The sequence below is a fragment of the Acinetobacter stercoris genome, assembly GCF_900323515.1.
Classification (GTDB): Bacteria; Pseudomonadota; Gammaproteobacteria; order Pseudomonadales; family Moraxellaceae; genus Acinetobacter; species Acinetobacter stercoris.
The window spans coordinates 1-22530 of record NZ_OOGT01000025.1 but is presented as its reverse complement, the minus strand read 5'-3'; the positions used below and the strand labels follow the sequence as shown (position 1 = coordinate 22530).

General features: G+C 37.7%; 19 protein-coding genes. 9 read left to right on the top strand and 10 right to left on the bottom strand.

Annotation, left to right across the window (positions count from 1 at the left end; all coding sequences use genetic code 11):
• Positions 1-380: 380 nt before the first annotated feature.
• Both KPC_RS04465 and KPC_RS04460 read right to left on the bottom strand, forming a co-directional pair.
• Positions 381-1046, bottom strand: coding sequence for a ribonuclease T2 family protein (locus tag KPC_RS04465; RefSeq protein WP_121973211.1), 666 nt, complete (start codon positions 1044-1046; stop codon positions 381-383).
• A 34-nt stretch (positions 1047-1080) separates the two neighbouring features.
• Positions 1081-3060, bottom strand: coding sequence for a lytic transglycosylase domain-containing protein (locus tag KPC_RS04460; protein ID WP_121973210.1), 1980 nt, complete (start codon positions 3058-3060; stop codon positions 1081-1083).
• Between the two features lie 255 nt (positions 3061-3315).
• Here KPC_RS04460 and miaB point away from each other — a divergent pair, with 255 nt between their 5' ends.
• The 4 genes from miaB (at position 3316) to KPC_RS04440 (ending at position 6880) form a co-directional block, all read left to right on the top strand.
• On the top strand, positions 3316-4770 hold the full coding sequence (gene miaB, locus KPC_RS04455) for a tRNA (N6-isopentenyl adenosine(37)-C2)-methylthiotransferase MiaB (RefSeq protein WP_121973209.1): 1455 nt from the start codon (positions 3316-3318) through the stop codon (positions 4768-4770).
• A 74-nt stretch (positions 4771-4844) separates the two neighbouring features.
• Positions 4845-5942, top strand: coding sequence for a PhoH family protein (locus KPC_RS04450; RefSeq protein ID WP_121973208.1), 1098 nt, complete (start codon positions 4845-4847; stop codon positions 5940-5942).
• A gap of 9 nt (positions 5943-5951) precedes the next feature.
• Entirely contained in the window at positions 5952-6437 is a 486-nt protein-coding gene (gene ybeY, locus KPC_RS04445; protein WP_121973207.1) for an rRNA maturation RNase YbeY, read from the top strand.
• A gap of 158 nt (positions 6438-6595) precedes the next feature.
• Positions 6596-6880, top strand: coding sequence for an antibiotic biosynthesis monooxygenase family protein (locus KPC_RS04440; RefSeq protein WP_121973206.1), 285 nt, complete (start codon positions 6596-6598; stop codon positions 6878-6880).
• A 7-nt stretch (positions 6881-6887) separates the two neighbouring features.
• Here the strand turns inward: KPC_RS04440 and KPC_RS04435 are convergent, their stop codons facing one another.
• A complete protein-coding gene (locus KPC_RS04435) occupies positions 6888-7772 on the bottom strand; it encodes an energy transducer TonB (RefSeq protein ID WP_121973205.1) in 885 nt (294 codons plus the stop codon).
• Positions 7773-8000: 228 nt separating this feature from the next.
• Between KPC_RS04435 and KPC_RS04430 the strand changes: the two genes are divergently transcribed.
• From KPC_RS04430 to KPC_RS04420, 3 genes are all read left to right on the top strand, one after another.
• The gene (locus KPC_RS04430) at positions 8001-8678 is read left to right on the top strand and encodes a hypothetical protein (protein ID WP_121973204.1); all 678 of its coding nucleotides are present in this window, start codon (positions 8001-8003) and stop codon (positions 8676-8678) included.
• Between the two features lie 140 nt (positions 8679-8818).
• On the top strand, positions 8819-9523 hold the full coding sequence (locus KPC_RS04425; protein ID WP_121973203.1) for a DUF3108 domain-containing protein: 705 nt from the start codon (positions 8819-8821) through the stop codon (positions 9521-9523).
• Between the two features lie 123 nt (positions 9524-9646).
• A complete protein-coding gene (locus KPC_RS04420) occupies positions 9647-10222 on the top strand; it encodes a xanthine phosphoribosyltransferase (RefSeq protein ID WP_121973202.1) in 576 nt (191 codons plus the stop codon).
• A 92-nt stretch (positions 10223-10314) separates the two neighbouring features.
• Here the strand turns inward: KPC_RS04420 and KPC_RS04415 are convergent, their stop codons facing one another.
• The 5 genes from KPC_RS04415 to plsB form a co-directional block, all read right to left on the bottom strand.
• Positions 10315-11286, bottom strand: coding sequence for an aliphatic sulfonate ABC transporter substrate-binding protein (locus KPC_RS04415; protein ID WP_121973201.1), 972 nt, complete (start codon positions 11284-11286; stop codon positions 10315-10317).
• Positions 11287-13021: 1735 nt separating this feature from the next.
• Positions 13022-13396 (bottom strand): lysozyme inhibitor LprI family protein, encoded by a 375-nt coding sequence (locus KPC_RS04400; protein WP_121973199.1) that lies wholly within the window; start codon positions 13394-13396, stop codon positions 13022-13024.
• Positions 13380-14420: a pesticin C-terminus-like muramidase gene (locus KPC_RS04395; protein ID WP_228212156.1), complete on the bottom strand. Its 1041-nt coding sequence runs from the start codon at positions 14418-14420 to the stop codon at positions 13380-13382. Before KPC_RS04395 ends, KPC_RS04400 begins: the two co-directional genes overlap by 17 nt.
• 23 nt (positions 14421-14443) lie before the next feature.
• Positions 14444-14866, bottom strand: a complete 423-nt coding sequence (locus tag KPC_RS04385; RefSeq protein WP_121973198.1) for a PAAR domain-containing protein — start codon at positions 14864-14866, stop codon at positions 14444-14446.
• Between the two features lie 217 nt (positions 14867-15083).
• Complete coding sequence (gene plsB, locus KPC_RS04380; RefSeq protein ID WP_121973197.1) at positions 15084-17663, bottom strand: glycerol-3-phosphate 1-O-acyltransferase PlsB; 2580 nt, start codon at positions 17661-17663, stop codon at positions 15084-15086.
• 293 nt (positions 17664-17956) lie between these two features.
• Between plsB and KPC_RS04375 the strand changes: the two genes are divergently transcribed.
• Together KPC_RS04375 and KPC_RS04370 are read left to right on the top strand one after the other, a co-directional pair.
• Positions 17957-18826 carry an acyl-CoA thioesterase gene (locus tag KPC_RS04375; protein ID WP_121973196.1) on the top strand — a complete coding sequence of 290 codons (870 nt, stop codon included), beginning with the start codon at positions 17957-17959 and terminating at the stop codon, positions 18824-18826.
• A 243-nt stretch (positions 18827-19069) separates the two neighbouring features.
• Entirely contained in the window at positions 19070-20308 is a 1239-nt protein-coding gene (locus KPC_RS04370; RefSeq protein ID WP_121973195.1) for a dicarboxylate/amino acid:cation symporter, read from the top strand.
• A 145-nt stretch (positions 20309-20453) separates the two neighbouring features.
• Here KPC_RS04370 and KPC_RS04365 read toward each other — a convergent pair whose 3' ends face one another.
• Positions 20454-21398, bottom strand: coding sequence for a metal-dependent hydrolase (locus KPC_RS04365; protein WP_121973194.1), 945 nt, complete (start codon positions 21396-21398; stop codon positions 20454-20456).
• Between the two features lie 141 nt (positions 21399-21539).
• The gene (gene yihA, locus KPC_RS04360; RefSeq protein WP_121973193.1) at positions 21540-22322 is read right to left on the bottom strand and encodes a ribosome biogenesis GTP-binding protein YihA/YsxC; all 783 of its coding nucleotides are present in this window, start codon (positions 22320-22322) and stop codon (positions 21540-21542) included.
• Positions 22323-22530 lie beyond the last annotated feature (208 nt).

Genomic DNA, 22530 nt, shown 5'->3' with positions numbered 1-22530 from the left:
CAATTGAGGATCGTTAATGTGATTAAAGGACAACTTCCATTTAATCGAATTATCATAAACGACCAAGATTGTACTCCAATCCTTTAAAAGTTGCATATAAAAGAGGTCGAATTTCAACAAAAGTCTGATAGGAAATATAAATGACCTAAAAAGAGCTGTTTAAATTTAAACATGCCAATATGACACTTCGATGCCCATAATGATTTTTTCAGTGTATTTTCGTGAACTCTCGTGACGTTAAACATGCAATGAGATCAAGTGAGAGCTATCTAAAATTGTGACAAAAAATATTTTTCTACATGATATAAGACATTGAAATTTTATAATCTTAAGTAAATCATTAATAATACGGCTATTTATTGGTCTAAAACAGTTCTTTTCTAATAAGAACCTTTTATTGTAAAGTTCGTTGGACAATTTGAAACAACATGTCTGGCACATTCTCTATAGCGCCCGTTACTGCTATAGCAAACCTGTAACTGGGTTAGCAATGGCTTACTACGTGAGCTTTGACTTTGACAATTAAAGCGGATTCCATCGGCAGGTAATGATGGATTTAACCGGATAAATTGACTTCTGAGATTACTTTGAGTAACCGACTTATTGTCACCACCAGACAAGTCTGCTGGAATTTTTAGATTTTCTGCGAGATTGATCACCAACCGAAAATATTGACTTGCATTCATAGGCACACACCCTCCTATGCTTTGCCAGAGCTGGATACGCGCATTTTCTTCAGGCATCACACGTGCCACTACTTTTGCCTGTAAAGGCGATAATGTCGCTGATGACGTCGTTGAACAATTACTACTACTCGTCTCAGGTAAAAGTCCTGTAATCGTTAGTGAGTATCCCTCTAAACATTTGCGCTGCTTTTGTTTGCTTGCGTCAAGTGCACACACTGCCGGTGTCATTTGAATCTGCATAACATAACCCTGTAGAGGAGATCCAGCATGTACCTGAACACAAAATACGCCTAAGCTTGCATAGACAAAAAACCATGCCAGCCGGCTTATTTTTTGGTTCAAATAAAATGTAAAGTTCATTCAGTGTCCAACGCCCAAATCAAATGATGAAAACTTACTGGCTCATTCGCATTGGAATAGGTGGCATACGACTCTCGATCTGCTGAGGTCCCTGTCCAAGTAAAATGCCATAATGTGCAGCATTGGTCATCACGTTTTTCACGTAATCTCGGGTCTCAGTTAAAGGAATTGATTCCGTATATTGATCCGCTGCTAGTTTATTATCATCAGGTTGCCAACGTTTCGCCCTATTTGGTCCAGCATTATAACCCGCTGTTGCCAAAACAGGGTTGCTACTCAACTGCCCTTGAATCATAGATAAATAATATGTTCCATAACGAATATTGGTGTTCGCATCACTGAGTGCAGCAGGATTATAAGTTTCTCCCATTTGTCTTGCTACATGTTTTGCTGTGTCTGGCATGATTTGCATTAAGCCGCCCGCACCAACATGTGAGCGCGCAGCAGTCACGAATCGACTCTCTTGACGCATCAAACCGTAAGCCCATGCGGGATCAATCCCCGCATTTTTACTATGACTAACCACCATTGCCTGATGTGGTGTTGCATAACGGTAGCCATAATTATGCTTTTTCTCGGTTCTTTCAGCGGCATAAATGGCACGGTCATACCACCCCATATCAGTCGCTCGCTTTGCTGCCGCTAAAATCAAACCATCGTCATGTTTTAAGTATGCTTGACGAACAGCCCAATTCCATTCACGATTTGTATAGTTTGCTGGTGCATTGATATTACGTAATGTAAATGCACGGCGAAAATGAATATTCTGATCTAGACGCTGCATATCACTTGAAGATGGCTGTTCATTCGCAGGAGAACCAGTTAAGCGTTGTCCAATATGATCTTTTGCCAAAAGATTATGATAACTGTCTCCAGACATCGCAAGCTTTTGATAAATATCCTGAGCTGTCCGCTTTGAAGTACTGTCTCCACGTTGTTCTGTTGCACGGGCTAACCAGTATTGCCAACGATCTTCACTTCGCTGGGAAACACTCATACTATTGATCGCACGAATCAAACTTTCCCATGCACCAAAACGTACAGCCTGACGTGCATAAATTTCCGACTCTTCGGGACTAAATGGAACACCATAACTCGCATCAAAATACTGCAATACCTGACGATTAAAGTTATTTTTCATTACTGTTGTACCACCGATATAGGCAACAGTTCGATATAAATATTTTTGTACATTATCTGGTGTGCCTTGTGCGGCTTTCTGGACTGACTGTAAAGCAACATTTAAGTCTGTATCTGCTACACGCCCCAATGCATAAACCAAATAAGCATAATCACTAATATTATTTTTTTCTGCCGACCATAAATAATCCATAGGATTAGCTTGAATCTGATTCAAAGTTGCCAAAGATAGGGTTATACCGAGTGTTTGGGCAGTGGCCATTGCCAGACCTGACTGTCCCGCACGAAGCTGTGCATACAGTCTTTGCTCACGATCTTGCCTGGTCATCAATGGGCTAGATAGCATCATGCGCCCCAACCCTGTACATGAGTCTGGTTGGGCGTTTGTTGTTAACCACACATCTTTGTACTCTGCAAACACCAATGGATCACCAGACTTTGCCCGAACCTGGGCAACAGCACAACTTTCAGCCTGATCAGGATTACTTATATAAGATAATATCGGTTGAGCATTCGCAAAATCAGCCTGTTTGACTTTTTCCTCAACATAATCAGCAGCCAGTTTTTCTGCCATAGCAGATTGAGGGTAACGCTGTGCAAAACTGATAATGGCTGCAGGCGATTGAAAGGCCAAATTGCTATTCAGCTTCCAGTATTCAGGATAGTAACCTAATGCGTCATTTTGCATGGCTGCCTGATATTGATCTAATAAGGCAGTATTGGCTGAACCCGAAGCGCGTAAAGCATCATTAAACTGCTCTTCTGCAGCATGACTAGACTGAGAACATACGAAAAGAAAAAAACCACTCAAATAAATAAACGTTTTTGTATGATAATTTAGCTGCTTTAACACTCGATTTCTTTCAACCCGCATAACTCGCCCATTGGTTTACATCAGCAATTTTAGATGTGTAGTTTAAATATTCTAACGCATTTCTACTGTTGTGTTATGTAACTTACTGATTCATTGATATTAATTTAATCGTTATTTTTTATTTAAAATCAATCTTTCTCAACCTGTATTTTTTTATAAATTTAACTGGATTTTAAGTTAAAATAGCGGGCTTTTGTTGAGCATAGCAAAAAGCCAGCTCACACGTACATTTGATTTAAATCTCTAGGAGCCTACATGACGGTTCAAACCTTCATTCCAAATAGTGCCAAAGCTGCCTCAGAAAACACTGTTACCCAGCCACAGCACACCCCAGCAGAAGGTACAGTTAAAAAACTGTATATCGAAACGCAAGGGTGTCAGATGAATGAGTATGACAGTCACCGTATGGCAGACCTTTTAGGCGACTCACATGGATATATATTAACCACTGATCCAAACGATGCCGATATCCTACTCATGAATACTTGCTCTATTCGTGAAAAAGCACAAGAAAAAGTTTTTTCAGAGCTAGGACGCTGGCGCAAATTGAAAGAAAAAAATCCAGATCTCGTGATCGGGGTTGGTGGTTGTGTTGCATCTCAAGAAGGTGACAACATTCAAAAACGAGCACCCTATGTCGACATGGTATTTGGTCCACAAACATTGCACCGCTTACCTCAAATGCTTGATCAACATAATGATCAGATCGAAAAGCCCAAAAAAGAAAAAATCAAACTGGTTGATATATCTTTCCCTGATATTGAAAAATTCGACTTTTTGCCAGAACCTCGTGTAGAAGGATATAAAGCCTTTGTTTCAATTATGGAAGGTTGTTCAAAATACTGCTCTTTCTGTGTGGTTCCATATACACGTGGTGAGGAAGTTTCTCGTCCACTTGATGATGTTCTTGCTGAAATTGCAGGACTTGCAGAAAAAGGGGTTCGTGAAATCAGTTTACTTGGGCAAAATGTAAATGGTTATCGCGGTGAGACTTTTGAAGGTGGTATCTGTACGTTTCCGGAACTGCTGCGCCTGGTCTCGGAAATACCGGGAATTGGACGTTTACGTTATACAACATCACATCCACTTGAATTTTCTGACGAGCTGATTCAATGCTACCGTGATTTGCCTCAAATGGTTTCCCATCTACATTTACCAGTTCAAAGTGGCTCAAATGATGTACTTCAGGCAATGAAACGCAATCACACCATTGATGTTTATATTGAGAAAATTGCCAAGCTTCGCAAAGTTCGCCCTGATATGCACTTATCAAGTGACTTTATCATCGGCTTTCCAGGTGAAACAGATCAACACTTCGAAGAAACTTACCAATTTATCCAGGATCTGGATTTTGATCACTCATATAGTTTCGTTTATTCAAAACGACCAGGAACACCTGCTGCAGAACTGCCTGATGACACCCCAGAAGAAGTAAAGAAAGAGCGTTTGGCAAAAGTTCAACAGTGGATCAAACAATCCAGCATTCGTAAAACAGATGCCATGCTCGGAACTATTCAACGCGTTCTCATCGAAAGCATTTCTAAACATGATCCAAATGTTCTGGTTGGAACAGCTGACAATACACGTTTAGTAACATTTATCGGAGACCCGGATTGGGTCGGACGCTTTGCAGAGATTGAGATTACCGAAATTAAAACATTAAATTTAGTTTACGGTGAACTCTTGAATCTTGAACCTGACGTGGCGTAATCTAGGGGTAGAAGACTGGTGTTTAAAACCCTCTTCTACCACTACAAAACAAAACGACTCAAAAGGATAATTCTTTGACAGCAGCGATTCGACGTACAGTAGCATTCCCTGGTATTTCAATGGAACGTTTAAAAAGTATGCTCGGTGCATATAACGGTCACTTGAAACAAATCGAACAACGTTTAGATGTCAAAATTGCCCATCGGGGAGATTCATTTTTTATCGATGGGGAAATTGAGGCAGTTGAAAGAGCTGAAGGCTTACTTCAGCGCTTATTTGATGAAGCTGAAGTATCTGCCCAAATTAGTGCTGATACTTTGCACCTCATGATTCAGGGCAGTCAGACTGACCGTGAATTGCAAATAGACCCGGATCAGGAACACACTGGTTTGGATGATGTCTGGCTTCAGACACGTAAGGGTCGAATCAATCCTCGTGGCGCAAATCAAAAACGCTATGTTCAGCGCATTTTACAAAGTGATATTTCATTTGGAATCGGTCCAGCAGGTACAGGTAAAACCTATCTGGCAGTAGCTGCTGCAGTAGATATGCTAGAACGTAATGAAATCCAGCGTATTCTTTTGGTTCGACCAGCCGTTGAAGCAGGAGAAAAACTGGGCTTCTTACCTGGTGACCTAAGTCAGAAAATTGATCCATATTTACGACCTCTTTACGATGCCTTGTATGAAATGCTCGGTTTTGAAAAAGTGGCAAAACTCATCGAACGCCAAGTGATTGAAGTTGCTCCTCTTGCCTATATGCGTGGTCGTACCTTAAACCACTCCTTTGTTATTCTGGATGAAGCTCAAAACACCACGCCAGAACAGATGAAAATGTTCCTGACCCGCCTAGGTTTTGGATCACGTGCAGTCATTACAGGTGACATCACACAGGTGGATTTACCACGTGGTCAGCAATCAGGGCTTGCACATGCATTACGTGTGCTTGAAAAAATTAAAGAAATTCATATCACTCGCTTCCACTCCCGTGATGTTGTACGTCATCAGCTGGTACAAAAAATCGTAGAAGCTTATGAAGGATGGGACAGTGAACAGAACCGTTTAAGTGCGGAAGCCCGTGCTGAACGTAAAGCTCGTCATGAAGCACTGCTATCTGAAAATGATGCTGCTGCCGATGCCCAGCACCAATCTCAAACTCAAGAAAATGTTTAAGGACAAGTTTTGAAACTTAGCCTATCTTTACAGCAATCGTTTGAAGCACCAGAACTGGTGCTCAAACGTAGCTATATCAAAAAAGTAATTGAAACCGCCTTACGTCACATTAATGTCGATCAGGACTGTGAAATAGGAATTGCCTGTGTTGACAGCGACGAAAGTCATAAACTCAATCTGGAATACCGCCAAAAAGACAAACCTACCAATGTATTGTCTTTTCCAAGTGACATTCCTGAAGAAGTTTTATCTTTGCTTGATGCCTTACCAATTGGTGATCTAGTCATTTGTATTCCTGTAGTTCTACAAGAAGCAATCGAACAAGATAAAACAGCTATAGAGCATTTTACCCATATGTTAGTCCATGGCACTTTACATTTAATGGGATATGACCATGAAACCTCTGAGGAAGATGCGGAGGAAATGGAAGCTCTGGAAATCGAAATTTTAGCAAAACTCGGTTTTAACAACCCTTATACAGTTAAAGAAGATTAACCCGTCTTCTTTAACAACGTCCTGATAATTTTAGGGAATAGCTCTCCTTCTGTTTTTAAAAATAAATCCAATGCTATTCGGATTGATAAAACGGTTTATTTTTGTTTTCACTAAAATAATTTTGAATCCATAAACCGATTCAATAATGAGAAAAACTAATGAAATATGTTGTTATTTTTAAGGCACACATTAACATTTTAGACGATGATTATTTTCAAACAGTTCATTTATTGCGTGAGAAAGCACTTAATAACTTCAATTGTCAAAAGTTTGAGGCCATTTCAGAACAAGGACTCGAAATCGCACTCTCATATTGGAACTCTCTAGAAGATATTCAAGCCTGGAAAACCGATAGCGAACACATCGCAGCTCAACGTCAAGGAAAAGAACGATGGTACGATGTTTTTGAGATTGAAATCTGTGAAATATTAAATCGGCACTAAAAAATGCTTAACGCACCTCAAACTCTGCTTCTGCTGGATCAAAACGCCAGGTTCTCACTACACGTAGTTCAGAAATATCTTTCATATTGGCATCAAAACGGCCGAAAGGAGCCACATTACGTACAGATGCTTTAGCAGCTTCATCCAGTATAGAAAAACCTGAGCTTTGAATTAAACGAATCGCCCGAATTCCACCTTCAGTATTCAAAATAACCATCAATTGAACTTCGCCTTTTAATCTTTGCTGTTTAGCAATCTCGGGATAGTTACTATTTCCATATAGCTCAACCTTTTCTCTAAATTTATCCAAATATGCAGCAGAAGCATCTTTCTTAGCCTGAATACCATCCACAGTTTTAATCTGTTGCTGCCGGCTAAAATTTTGCTGACGAGTTAAATACTGCGCCTCTAAGCTTGCTACCATCGCCGCTTTAGCCTGAAACTGACTTTGCAACTCATCCATGGCTTTTTTTCGGTTGTTCTGCTCGATTTCTTTTTGCCAGCTTAAAACGGTCATCAAGAATTTTTCTTGAAAATCTAACTCTCGTTGCTGCTGTATTTTTTCCAGACTTTCGAGCTGTTGCTCATTTCCAGCACTCACATCTTCAGATTGTGCAGGCAACTCACTGCTCATCCGATGCACATCACGAAAACGTCCCGAACCTAATTGATTCTCCTGAGCAAGAAATTCCGCACTTTTTACATCTTCTAAAATTGGTCGCATCGTCACAGCAATTTCATGACTGGTCGTAGTGGATGCTTCAGGTAAGGCAAACTGCAACATTAATATTGACAGATGTAAAATAATGGCAAAACTTATCGCACCAATAAATATCCTATCTTTCCACCAAGATTCAGAAAACTTAAAACTGAAAAAAAATTTATTCATCATCACATTAAACCGACAAAGCATTTATCCTAAGAAATTAAAATCAGTTAAAATAAGTTTTAATCAACATATTTTTATATAAACATGATGCATATCAAATTTTCCCCAAGCATCATGAGAAATACAAAAATGGTGCTATGAATTTTGTTAAACTGCAACCACCAAACTGAAAAATTTAATTGACTGACAAAATAATCTCCCTGTTTTGGAGAGAATTCCGGGATGAGGTTTATGCCAACGCTACTTTCTAAAATTGCAAATAAAATTAGTAAAATTTATCAAAAAGCCGGAGATTTTATTGAGGAAGAGCGTGAATTCCCTTTGTCTCAGGTCTTTTTAAATGCAACTTTTAAAAGATATGTCACAGACAATGTAAAAATTCTTGAAGACTTACATGCAGATTTACACGATGACTGGCTAAGACTATATGCCACCTTAAATGTGAAAGGACTACATGCAACCCTATCAGTAGACTTGAAACTGATTCAAATGGAAATGAATAAAGACATACAACTCATTGTTTTTGAACAGATCAGTGATACACAAGTCGTCGAAGCAAGTTATAAAAACTTTTTCCAAAAAGTTGCGGCAAATGGCTTTTTATTTTTCTATCAAAAGGTTTTAAATCGAGATCCATTAGGAATGATTTTAGAAAAATTTGAAGTCATCAAAGTTAAAGATGATCTATTACATCTTGATCTCAACCGCTGGTTAGGAAAGTTAAAATCCGTAATGGATACTTTAAGTAAAGTTCATGTCAACCATGCCGTTTTACGAGAAGCCGAACTTGTCGTTTTGGGTAATGTAAACTTGATGGCACTTTTCAACAAGGTTAATGACGTCGAAGATATAGATGATGATCTTGCGGATGACAACGTTACCCCGATCCAGCAAAAACAAGAAAAATAGTTTATTTTTCAAATGGATGAAATTAAAAAACTACATTACCGTTACAGTTTTAGTAAAAATCCTAATTTTTTCTTCCATTTTCAGTTGCATAATAAGTGCTATCACTTAATTGCACATCTAAAATGTAAAGGACATTGATAATGGCAAATAATTTTTTAAAAACCATGAGTATCGTGACAGGTGTTTCAAGCACATTGTTACTTGCAACGTTCTCAAGCCATGCTCTTGCCATAAGTCCATTTCAGGCAAGTTATCAATTTGCCTACAACGGTAAAAATATGGGAAGTGCGACCCGAACTTTATCAAAATCAGGCAATAACTGGACTTATGTTTTCGCTGCCAAAGCAGGTGTCATAGCCTCTGCAAGTGAAACAAGTCGTTTTTCATTCAATGGCTCAGACATTACATCCAACAGTTTTAGTCGCACCAGTAAAATTCTCGTCCATAACAACACCATGAGCATCAACTTTAATCCAGGTTCAAAAACGATTAATACCAAAAAAGATGATAAAGCACGCTCTTTTGCCTGGAAATCAGGTGCGCTGGATGAATTAAATGCAGAACTTCAGGTACGTGAGGATTTGAAAAAAGGTGCACTGAAATCAACCTACTACATTGCAGATGCAAAAGCACTTGATGCACGTCGTTTTGTTAAGCAAGGTTCAGAAAAAGTTACAACACCTTTTGGTACATTCGATACCATTAAAGTTGTATTAAAACATGATAAACCAAACAAAGATTCTGTCTTCTGGCTTGCTCCTAAACTGGATTATGCTCCAGTGAAAATGACACATCAGGATGGCAAAACATCTTATAGTTTATTAATGACTGGATATAAAAATTAATCCATTGTGAGTAATATTTATAAGAAATCTCCACTTTCGATCATTTAGGGCTTGCATTTTTGTGGGTGCTTTTTAAAATACGCTTTTGCTTGAAAAAGCACCTGCCCCCCAGAGGATCTCCCTGTGCACGCACTAGAACAGAAAATCTTAGATGAAGGTATCGTTCTATCTGATCAAGTTCTGAAAGTCGATTCTTTCTTAAACCACCAAATTGACCCTGTAATGATGCAGCTCATCGGTAAAGAATTTGCTCGTCTTTTTAAAGATGCAGGGATCACTAAAATCATTACGATTGAAGCTTCTGGTATTGCACCAGCAGTTATGGCGGGTTTAGAACTCGGTGTTCCTGTTATTTTTGCACGTAAATATCAATCTTTGACACTAAAAGATGATTTATACCGTTCAAAAGTTTTCTCATTTACCAAGCAGACTGAAAGCACAATTGCGATTTCTAAAAAACATATTGATGCAAATGACAAAGCATTAGTCATTGATGATTTCCTGGCAAATGGTCAAGCCGCTCTCGGTCTTGCCGATCTTATCCATCAAGCCAATGCTGAGGTTGTAGGCATCGGAATCGTAATTGAAAAATCTTTCCAGCCTGGACGTGAGCTATTACTCGATAAAGGCTACCGTGTTGAATCTTTGGCACGCGTCAAGTCTTTAGAAAATGGGACTGTTACTTTTGTCCAAGAATAAAAGTTCAATCAATTTAAAAGCGCCTTATGGCGCTTTTTTTGTATTTAAAATAAACAGCTTAGATATGCTAATGGTATTTCCAGAATCAACAACTACTCTCCCCCTTTCCAGCTATGCTCTTTAATCTGCACAGCATTTGGAACAAGCTTCAAACCTGAAAATAAATCAGCAATTTTTTGTTGATCTTGTACCGTTTTTTCATCCAATAAACTTACAGGAGAAGGTGTATTACGGTGTTCCATAACCCGTTCAGCCACCTTCAAGTCAATGCCTGTGCTCTCTGCCAATATTTTTGTTGTTTCTTCTGGATTTGCATTTATCCATGTATCAGCTTGATTTAGACTTGAAATAAACTTTTGTGCTTCAACAGGATGTGTTTGTAAAAACTTAGGTGATGATAAATAAAAACTATATGCAGCTGGTAAAGTTTGGGCATCAATAAGAACGCGGGTACTTCCTTCCAGAGCCGCAGCACTAGAATATGGATCCCAGATTGCCCATGCATCGATAGACTGTTTATCCAGTGCTGCTCGACCATCTGCTGGCGTTAACCATATTGGTTCAATATCTTGCCAAGTTAAATTGGCTTTTTTTAATACTTCTGCCAAGAAATAGTGCGCACTTGAACCTTTGGTCAACCCGATACGTTTACCTTTCAGATCCTGTAGGGATTTAATATTGCTTGTTTTTGGAATCAAAAGATTATGTGCATTTTTTGAATTTATTTCATATGCCAAATACTGTATAGGTTTTCCTGCTGATAGTGCAAAAATAACAGGCGTATCCCCCGTATATCCCACATCAATTGCCCCAACATTCAACGCTTCCAATGTTTGTGGTCCTGCTGGAAACTCCTTCCATTCAATTTTGGTGTTTGGAAATGCCTGTTCAAAAATTTTATTTTTCTTGGCAACAATCAATTTTAACGATGCTTTTTGATAACCAATAGTCAATGTCTTTAATTCTGATCCAGTAGCATCACTTTTAGTATTAGGCTTTTTTTCGCATGCAGCCAAATTTATGCTTAAAGTTACAATTGCAGCTGTTGCTAAAATTTTCTTCATCGTTATCTCAAATTCATATAAGTCTTCGTATTTTTTGCTAACATAGCTGAAATAGTGTTTTTTTCTAAATAAGAAATTTGCAAATCCAAATCATTTCATCTGATTAAGAAAATTTAAATCTGCTTGTTAAACTGTATGGCCTTGCAAATTGAGCTGGGCAGCGAATATAGAGAGATTTGCTGCACTTCATAATTAATTGCAGCAGTTAGATAGCATGCTCCTACGCTAAATAAGCATGGTTTGATTTATTTCTACTTTGCACATAAAAATAGCGTTATCTTAAAAAAGTAACGCTATTTTTATAAATCGGTTATAGGAATGTACTGGTAACTTATTATTTAAAATTTTGCTGTTTGATTACTCCACTTTCAATTTGAGAATTTTTTTCTCTAATCTAAAACTTTCATTTTTATCTTGAGGGATGGCTGTAGTTAATGCCATTTTATATAATTTGCTCGTCTTTTTCGTAATTTCTATTGACTGTATAGCAGAATCACTTGGGCATACTTCACGTACCCCANCAGAAGCACATAAATTTAATATACTTTTATCCAATATCTTTTTGCCATTTATANAAATGGACATTAGAGGGTAGTCCATTAGTCCTAACTCTCCTTGAATGTTAGCATTATAATAACCACTTTCAAAAATAACTTTTATTGTGCCACATTGNCGTATTGCNTTTTTACTTCCTAAACGCATATAGTTGCCAAAAGAATCTTCTTTAGACGTTATTAATAAAGGGTAAGTTTCAATTTTTAGTTTTTTAGCATCTTTCTGAGGTTCTGGTGAGTCTGCATAAAAAGCAAAGTAAGATTTTTTTGAATTACAATAATATTCAACTACACCATCATTAACATATTGTGGTTCTTCTGATTTTTGACTATTCGTTGAATCTTCTGCATTCACATTTTGAATAAAAAGAGAAAATACTGTACCAAGAAAAAAAATTTAATTTTATGCATATGAGTTTCCATTAAAAATGTTTCTCTAATCTAAAGAGATCTTTNTNGTTTTTATATTATAAATAAANNTANTCGTGAANTTATTAGAATNAAAACCAATCCCTATATCATTTTTATTTTTTATAAAAAAAGCCTGAAACATCAGAATAANTAACCTTNGTATTNTTNTCTANNANGCTTTGNAATGTCATATCTGAACAATATTCAGGCTGAGATTTTTCAGCGGAAAGACATGGGGAAATAAAGAGATTTATACTATCAAATATGTCTGATTTAGNGATTTTTTTATACTNAAGATACTCAGATAGATTTAACTCTTTCTTCTTTAACAANTCTAAAGTGTAATACTTANTAAAATATCTTTCGGTTGAATTGCTTATNTTGTAATCAATAGNAAAGCTTAAAATTTCATTATTTTGAAATAGCTTCTTAAAACNTAATTCTGTNGGATATGCATCATCTTTTCCATCAAAGTTCACTGTAATAAACTTTAAAATAGAATCATTAATTTTTTTAAATTGACTTCCTTTTAGNGTTGGGTATGAGCCACTTAATTNAGNATTGTACTTAGGTNCAANATTATTGCTAATTAATTGATTACTTGTTTGTGCATGTCCGATGGNTATGNATGAGAACATAACAAATAATAGAATCATTATCTTTTTCATTTAAAGGGCTCACAACTAACATTCGAAACTTTAGATTTATCATTGTGATAATCTTTCCATTTAGCCTTACCAACTTTACTTCTCACAAGATTACTTGTTTGATTATTTGTAGTTTTTGATAAACTCAATACGTTCTTTGGTCATGTCAGTCTTACATTCAGTTGCTGCGAAATGACTTTCTTTCCCATAATTTAATTCATCAACTAAAGCATTACACTCTCTATCCCTTGTTTTAATCCATTTAAGCTCAGATTGTTTGAGCTTATTTTTTTTATATGAACTTAATGAGGAAAGTTTTTTCTTATAAACAACATTTAACTGTTTGTCATAATATTGATAATCTTCATATAAACAAGTGGATATTTCATTAAATGTAGTTCCATTAGGATTAGTGCACCTTACTTTATCAGCATGAGTAGTATTCATTAGTAATAAAGAACAAAATCCTAAGACAAGTAATTTATTTATAGCAGTCACATTTAAGTCCTTTCTCAAACCAAGTTGCTTCGTCCTTTCGTCTATTAACTAATCCATTAAGACCCTTTCCGACCCATAATTTAGACATGTTCCGTAGAATATCTGGAATCTTCTCAGGTGTACCAGCCTTAAAAGCATCACGAATTTCACGCATGTGTGATCTTGTAAGTTGTTTAGGCATATCTTTTAAACCATTACCACGATTGTAGATTAGATCCAATAAAGCACCTTGGCAATGTGGATGTAACTCTAAAACTTCAGGATATATATCAACAACTTGATTTGCATATCGTTTTTTTACGGATACTATCATTTCCGTTGCTTTATCTTTCGTAATTGTAATATTTGAAATTTTAGGCAAAACATTTCTGGCTGCAGCGCCCTTTTTTCCTTGCGCCACACTTACAAGCCTATCAATTTGTTCAGCTGTGTAATAAGGTGACAGGTCTTTCCTAATTTGTGCAGCACTTTGTTGTCCCAAATCGTACCCATAACCTAATGTAACACCGCTACTATCACTATTTTTCGGAACATATGGGGTAGATTCAAACCCCTCAAAAGATAAAATAAACTTCCATAGCTCCATTGATATTGTATAAGGTCCTGGTGTTGTGTCGAATATAATTGTTTTTCCTAGACATTCAGGCTTACAAAGAATTGTTTTTTCCTTTTCTTTCTTATCATCCACCAAACTATTATTTGTATTTTGTTGATTATTTGACATTTGGGAAGTTAATGCATTGGCTCTGGCACTTGGAGCATTATCACCAACAACTAACGACTGCTTGGGCAATAATGTACAACCACATGAAAGACCATCACCAGCACGCGCCATCGGTTTTCCCTGTACTTTCATGTACTGATCACCAGATATAATCGTCGAAACTGTTTTATGCAATGGACATGTTGCTTTATCCCCAACGCAAGCAACAGGAATCCCTTCAATTTTAAAGCTATCTTGACCTGTAAGAACCACTCCACCGCCAGTGGTGGGGCAGCCAATCGTAATATAAGGCGTAGCCATATTATTTAAACTCTTTGTTATTATTAATGTTCAAGAAAACCTTTAGGTGTTGGTTGGTCTTTAAATATTTGAAAGCGAACTGATGTATCAGGGCTATCAATAATTTCATCACCATTTTCCAAACGGCTACCAATAAGAGCAACTGAAGCACCTTCAACAATACATGCAACTCCAGCACCTGAAATAATTTTAGATGTTGTTCCATCTGCATAAATGACTTCATCACCAACACGAGCAACTGCTAATCCATCTACCTTGTACTGAGATGTAGCTTTAACCAATCCCCCATTTTTTGACTTAGCGCCATTTACAGCTAAATAGTAAATCGTTTTGGGTTTATGTTGATAATAGAGTTGTTCTGCTTTGATGCATTGTTCAATCTCCTCTGGAGTCATCTGCATTAACAATTGTTCTGGCAATTCATGTATAAAAGTTGGACTTGTCATTTTTATTTCCTCTTGATTATTAATATAAGGATTAATCTTAGCATCAAAAATGACAATATAAAAATTTACTTGTTAAATTAACATGATAAGTGTTATATGGAATGATATTGATTTATTATTAATCAAAATAGCTACTTCACCAATTATTAAAAAGCGACCTAAAAAGATCGCTTTTTAATACTTTCTAATTTAAGCAGAGAAAATATGTTGAATATCTCTAACCTTTCTTCCGCTTCGCTCTTTTTTTCGCCTGCTCAGCTGCAACCGCATCCAGTACTTCTTTAAGCTCCTCATCTGTAAATGCAGTGATATGCTGTAGCATCTGTAAAGTCACATCATCCAAAACTAAGTTGGCATATTGTGCAACGTTTTTAAAACTTTCATCAAATACAATCGCGCCATCTTCATTGGTGCTGATATAGCCTTGCTGAGTCAAAACTTTCATAAAACTCTGGAACAAGGCTTTATCGAAGAACTCAGGTGAGTTGAACTCATAGAGCACAGATAGACGCTGACCCAGTAAGTGGCTAAGTTCTTCAACCTGACGAGTTGAAATATTGCCAGAACCACGTTGAGTAATAAGTGCCAAAGTCATGTAGTAACGTTCAAGACTTTGCTTGACTGGAGCAGCTAAAACCACTAACTGATTATGATCTTCCGAGTTCGGTGCTGGGCAAACAAGGTTTTGATTTTCATCTAGTGAGATTAACTTGGCACTAACCAAAGCATCCACATATTTACAAATCGGAGTTTCCAGTTGCTCCACATTCCATTTTAAGAACAATTCAGCTTTTAAGAATGGGTAGAGTGTGCAGATTACATTGACCAGGTCATCTCTACTAATCTTGCCGTTATGTTCAACCAGTGACGCGATCAATGATGGTAAAACAAAGGTGTGCAAGATATTGTTGCGGAAATAGGTCAGCAGAACTGCTTGATTATCTTCAATCGCAATAATATCGCCCAAAACATGCTTAACACGTTTGATGAGCTTGAGTTTCAAGCCGTAGGCAATGATTTCCTTACCTGATAATGGAGTGACTTGTGTACGCTCATCATAAGGTTCTGCAGCTAATAAATCACGGTAAGTATCAAGTTGTTTGATACAGATTTCTTCATCCAGTGTATGTTTTGGTGTTGCTAAAAGGATCAATGACAGTAAAGACACAGGATTGATCACAACAGCACGGTTGATATTTTCCAGAATAATATGTGCTGAGCTATTCACTGCATCTGAAACTTCTTGAGGAATCGGTGCATCATTACTTTCGATACGGATATGGTCGGCGTCATGCGCACGAAGTAAATCATTGAGGAAAACTGGTTCTCCAAAATTGACATGCACTTTACCGAAAATGCGTTCGATTTTTCTTAAAGTTTTTAGGATGCCTAAAATTGATTCTGATTCTTTAGGCTTACCTTGCATTTCTCCAACATAGGTTGAACCTTCCATAAGCCGTTCATAACCGATATAGGTTGGAACAAAGGCAATCGGTTTTTCAGGACCACGTAGGTGTCCATGAACAGTCATTGCCAACATACCAGTCTTCGGTGGAAGTAAGCGACCTGTACGGGAACGACCACCTTCGATGAAGTATTCAAGTGGTGTATTGCGCGATAAAATACTATACAAATACTCTTTAAAAACTGCAGTGTATAAAGCATTTCCACGGAATGAGCGGCGGATAAAGAATGCGCCACCACCACGTAGTAACTGTCCCACAAAAGGTAGGTTTAAGTTGTCGCCTGCTGCAATATATGGCACACGTAAACCACGTTTAAAGATCACATAAGATAAGAGTAAGTAGTCAATATGACTACGGTGACAAGGGGTGTAGATAATTTCATAGTCTTTGGCAAGTTCACGTACTGTACTGAAGTTATGAACTTCTACACCATCATAGAGCTGTGTCCAAAGACGTGTTAACGCTGTTTCGGCAAAACGTACTGCTGAATAAGAATAATCTGAAGCGATTTCATTGACAAAGCCAATCGCACGACGTTCGGCTTCGATCATACTGATTTTAGAGCGGATGGATTCTTTACGAATCGCATCTTGCACGTCCTCGGATTTGATCAGATCCTGCATAACATTGCGGCGGTCAGAAAGATCTGGTCCAAGTACAACTTCACGTTGTCGATCTAAATAGTTATTCAGCTCACTAATGATATACGTGGCTGGTGATAAATTTGGATATTCGGTTTTAGCGGTATTGACCAGATCACGTAGAGACTGAGGCTCATGAAATTCAAGGAAAGACTGACGGCCATGCAGCCCGATATTCATAAGCTGTTTAACTTTACTCGGGGTAGCCCATGTGTCTGTAAAGAGTAGTTTAAACCATGAATCTTCCTTGTCTGGTGAGCGTCCCCAAAGCACAGTCACAGGTATTAGCTCAATTTCGTATTCAGGATGTTGTTCAAGCTGCTCGATTAAACGGAGTAAACGTGGAGGAAATGCATGTGGAGGCGGATTTAGCAGATTGGTTTCGTCTTGGTGTTGTAAAAACAAAACAGCTGCTTTTTCTGTATGTGTTCCTATGACCAATGGGTCAAGTGCAGGTGTCAGGTTTAAACGACGTGTTTCACCATCGACGACTAAGGCGTTACTTCGGGAGTAGTTTTGTAACACATAGCAAATAACTTTTTTAGATTCCGATTTTTCTACAGTTTCTGAGATGTCTTCAGTTTGTACAGGTTTACTTGGAACTTCCCCAAGAACATGTGGTGTAACCACAAGGTCAAGTAGCTTACTTGAAAGCTGACGATACATTTGACCAAAGTTATTCTTGGACATATAAACTCCTACACATTGAGAGATCTTACTTTGAAAAATCAAAGCCAAGTATTTTCTAAATAATGAAGCATAAAACAATATGTCATTTTCTAACAAATTGCATGATTTTTGGTAGATTTTATCGTTAAAAGTGGGATTTAGGGTAATTATATTGAATAGCAACTGTGACAATCCAGTCAATTAATCCTTAGTGAATAGCTATGCTTTTGTGGCAAAATACACTCAATTTGAAAATTCCTTCACAAAATAGGAAATATCTACCATGTGTAGATAAAGATATAGGATAGGTTTATATGAATGCCTTAACCCAAGAATTAGTTGAGCTTTTGACTTTAGAAAAGCTTGAAGAACACATTTTTCGTGGACAAAGCCGAAATCTGGTTGGAAAACGAGTGTTTGGTGGTCAAGTCCTGGGGCAGGCATTGCGTGCAGCATCTTATACAGCAGATCGACCTGCAAATTCTTTACATGCATATTTTTTATATGGCGGTGATGTAAATGCACCCATTATTTATGAAGTAGATCGTATTCGTGATGGGCGTAGTTTTTTAAGCCGGCAAGTTCGAGCCATTCAACATGGCCGGACTATTTTTATAGCAATGGTTTCTTTTGCCAAACCAGAAGAGGGTTTAGAGTACCAGATTACAGAACCAGAATATCCAAATCCTGAAAGCTTGAAATCAGAACAGGAATTAAAAGAAAGTTTAATCAGCTTTATTCCCGAAAATGTACGTGCCAGTTTTATGCGACCTCGCTGGGTAGAAATCCGTCCTGTAAATCCAAGTAATCCATTCCAGCCGCAACCAGAAGCACCGTTTAATGCACACTACATCAGGACGTATGAAACGATTCCAGCCGATGTAAGTGAAATTTCATTACACCAGTCTATTGCTGCTTTTTATTCAGATTTTAATTTGATGACTACAGCGCTTCGTCCACATGGTTTAAATTATTTAACCCCAAGTTTGCAAATCGCCAGTATTGATCATTCGATCTATTTTCATAAGCCATTTCGTGCCGATGAATGGATGCTCTATGATATGGAAGCAACGGTGAGTACCAATTCCCGTGGATTGAATTTTGGTCGCATGTGGCAAAATGGACAGTTGGTATGTAGTACCACTCAGGAGGGGTTGATGCGGTTACATGAGATAGAAACCTGAGTTTTAGTGTGCGTTTTTGAATAGCATCAAGTTATCAAAGCTTGATATGCTTTAATTGTATTTTAGATTGAATTCTGCTTAAAAGCGTTTTGGTTTAAATCAATGCGGCATAAAATGAATGAAAATACCATCTTAAAATGATGGTATTTTCATTTTAAAGATATATAAATGATAAAAAAATCTCGATTATTCAAATTCGCAATGGCATATTAACTTTTAAGGAAGATTAAATAAGCAACGCAGATGAGCTTAAATACTCAAATTTTTATTGCCGCAGTTTTAGGTGTGGTATTTGGTTTTTTACTGAACTTGTATCCAGATACAGCTTTTTTTGATAGCAGTATTTATGCACTCACTATTCTCAGTAGTATTTTTATTGGTCTATTAAAAATGTTGCTGGTTCCACTGATTTTTAGCTCAATAGTCGTCGGTGTTTCCAACTTACAGGCAGGCGGTCAGTTTGGACGAGTCTGGAAGATTACTCTGATCTGCTGCCTTACTACGACAACATTGGCACTTATCTTGGGAATAAGCAGTACGCATTTGTTTGAAGTTGGAAAGGGTATGGATATCTCTTTGTTTAAAGAAGCCATGAACCAGCACCAGACACCTGATACTTTAACTCCAGGTTCTTTTCTTACCAACTTTATTCAAAATACCTTAATTAATCCTTTTAAAGCCTTTAGTGAAGGGAATGTACTTGCTGTAGTTGTTTTTGCCTTTTTTGTTGGTGCTGCTCTGGTTAAAGGTGGAGAGAAACTACAAGGTATACGCCAGTTAATGCAACAGTTCTTTAACATGATGATGCTGCTGGTTGGCTGGGTTATGAAACTTGCACCCATTGGCATCTTTGCATTATTAGCCAAGCTATTATCTACAGAAGATATGTCTGTGCTAAGTCGTTTATTAGAGTTTGCTGTAGTGGTAACTGGAACTACCATTTTTCACGGTGCAGTGGTTCTACCTTTGTTGCTCTGGATTTTTGGAAAAATGGATCCGATTACCTTTTTTAAGGGTTCAAGGACAGCGTTAATTACGGCGTTTGCAACCAGCTCCAGTTCAGCGACATTACCGCTTTCTATGCAATGTGCACGTGATAATTTAGGAGTAAGACCGCAAACAGCAGGTTTTGTGATTCCAATTGGTTCGCAAATGAATATGGATGGTACTGCGCTGTATGAAGCGGCAGCGGCACTCTTTATTGCCAATCTGATCGGTCTGGATTTAAGTATTGGTCAGCAGGTGATTGTCTGTCTAACGGCGATGATTGCATCCTTAGGTGCACCTGGTATTCCAAGTGCAGGCATGGTCACCATGATTATGGTTTTACAATCTGTTGGATTGCCTGCAGAAGCTATTGCCATTTTACTGCCAATAGATCGTATTTTGGATACTGTTCGAACCGTTGTAAACGTTCAGGGAGATATGATGATTAGCGTTGTGGTTGACCGCTATACTAAAGAACCAGAAGTAACTGACTGAGCTTTTGCGAATAAAAATATATAAAAAACCCCCTCTTTAAAAGAGGGGTTATCTGTTGGTATTAGATGATTTCTTGCTCTAAAAGCGGGGCAGTTTAAAGAGCCCAAACTCGCTTATAGAAACCTGTCGTGCTTTTTAGGCATGATTAAGCCACTTTTAAAAGAGCACGTTTTGCTGCTGGGGATTGATCAAGATATGCAAGTGCATCTTCTGTTTTTGCTTCGTGAACAGGATCATACCAAGGCATTAGATAACCGAGTTGCTGTGATACCAGCCAGAAAGGATTTGGTAGTAAGCGGTTGTCTTTTTGAGAAATGTTATACCATTCACGCCAGATCCAGGGTCTGAAAAGGCTTGGTTTTTTATCACTGAAACGAGGGTCTTGAGACATAATATGTGCGGCGCCATCCACCCATAAACCAAGTACCGCAACAATGACCAACACACTCATATAATAACGGGCAATATAACTTCCACCTAAATGGCGGTATAAATCAAATGCGACGGTACGATGCTCTATTTCTTCTGCACCGTGCCATTTAACCAGATCCAGCATATTGGTATCTGCACCAAGTGCAGCCCATTCTTTATTATAAAGCGCATATTTACCTAATACACAGGTCATATGCTCTACACCCGCTACTACTCCCAAGCGGAATAAATCCCAATGATGTTCTGCCAGTTTTGGAACTTTTAAACCTAATGGTTCATCTGCAAGGACTTTGGTAAACAGAAAATCCATGAGTTTTAAATTGCGCTCAACACTTATATTGCGAGCGGTTAAGTATTCTTTATTTGCTGAATTATGGGCTTGGGCATGCATTGCTTCCTGGCGGATAAAGGCACGCACGTCTTCTTTTAATTTTTCATCAGTAATCTGCGGTAGAACTTTATTATATAAACGACAGAACCAAAATTCACCTGCTGGAAGAATCATATTAATTTCATTAATAAAATAGCTTACAAAGGGGTGATTTGGAATCCAGTCTACAGGGGTTTCAGTCCACTCAAATTTTACTTTTCGTGGTTTTATATGATACTGAATAGATGATCCGATCTTACTATTCTTTAAACGGGATAAAATGCTCATCACACATTCCTGATTTTTCTATTGTGATTTGCTTCTCAGTATAGATAAAAAAAACCCTACTGTTTTTAGCAATAGGGGACATACGAATATCATTCTGTGTTGTTTTTTGTAGAACAATATCTAAAGCTTTTAAGGTTGTTTTTAAATCTCATCCTGATCATCTTCAGAAGCTTCAGGTATAGAGTCCAGGTCAAACTGGCTTGACTCGGATAATGTGAAATTTAAGCGTCCAGCCATGACACTTGCAAGTTCTTCCAGACCTTGCTTGTTTAACGAAGAAAACAGTTGAATGGAAAAGTTAAGCTTCATTTTTTTCAATTGTTGTTTAACTTCAAGTAATGCCTTATTTGCTGGTCCACGATTCAGCTTATCGGATTTTGTCAGTAAAACATGCACAAATAATTTGCGTGAATATGCCCATTCGAGCATCATCACATCGAAATGCTGGAGTGGGTGGCGGATATCCATTAAGAGAACCAGTCCTTGTAAACTCTGACGATGGATCAGGTAATTTTCAAGTTCCTTTTGCCATACGATTTTCATGGCTTCAGGTACAGCTGCATAGCCATAGCCTGGTAAGTCGACAAGTCGTTGGTCAGGATTTCCCAAGCTAAAGAAATTGATCATCTGGGTACGACCAGGTTTTTTCGATGCACGTGCAAGTTGCTTTTGATTGGTCAAGGCATTAATTGCACTGGATTTCCCTGCATTTGAACGTCCTGCAAATGCAATTTCATAACCTGTATCTTCTACACAGAGATTTAGTTTGGGTGCACTCATGAGAAATTCAGCTTTACGTAGCCAGTTTAAAGATTGAACAGAGTATTCTGTAATCGCAGGATCAGGCTTTTTTTCATAGCTGATGATTTTTTTCGGCGCATTCGCCGTTTTACTATTTTTTGACTTACCACTGCTGCGATGCATAACTTCACTTCAATTCTAATGGACACCAGTATTATAAAGGAAGAGTGCGACAGGTGCGAATCAGGATTGAATGAGGTGAAACACAACTAGTTGTGTGATGTATCATGGTAAATTTATACAAAATGTAAAGGAAATATTATTTTTTGTATAAAGTGTGAAGAATATATAAAGAAAATATTAGAATATAAAGAAATATTAGAATATAAAG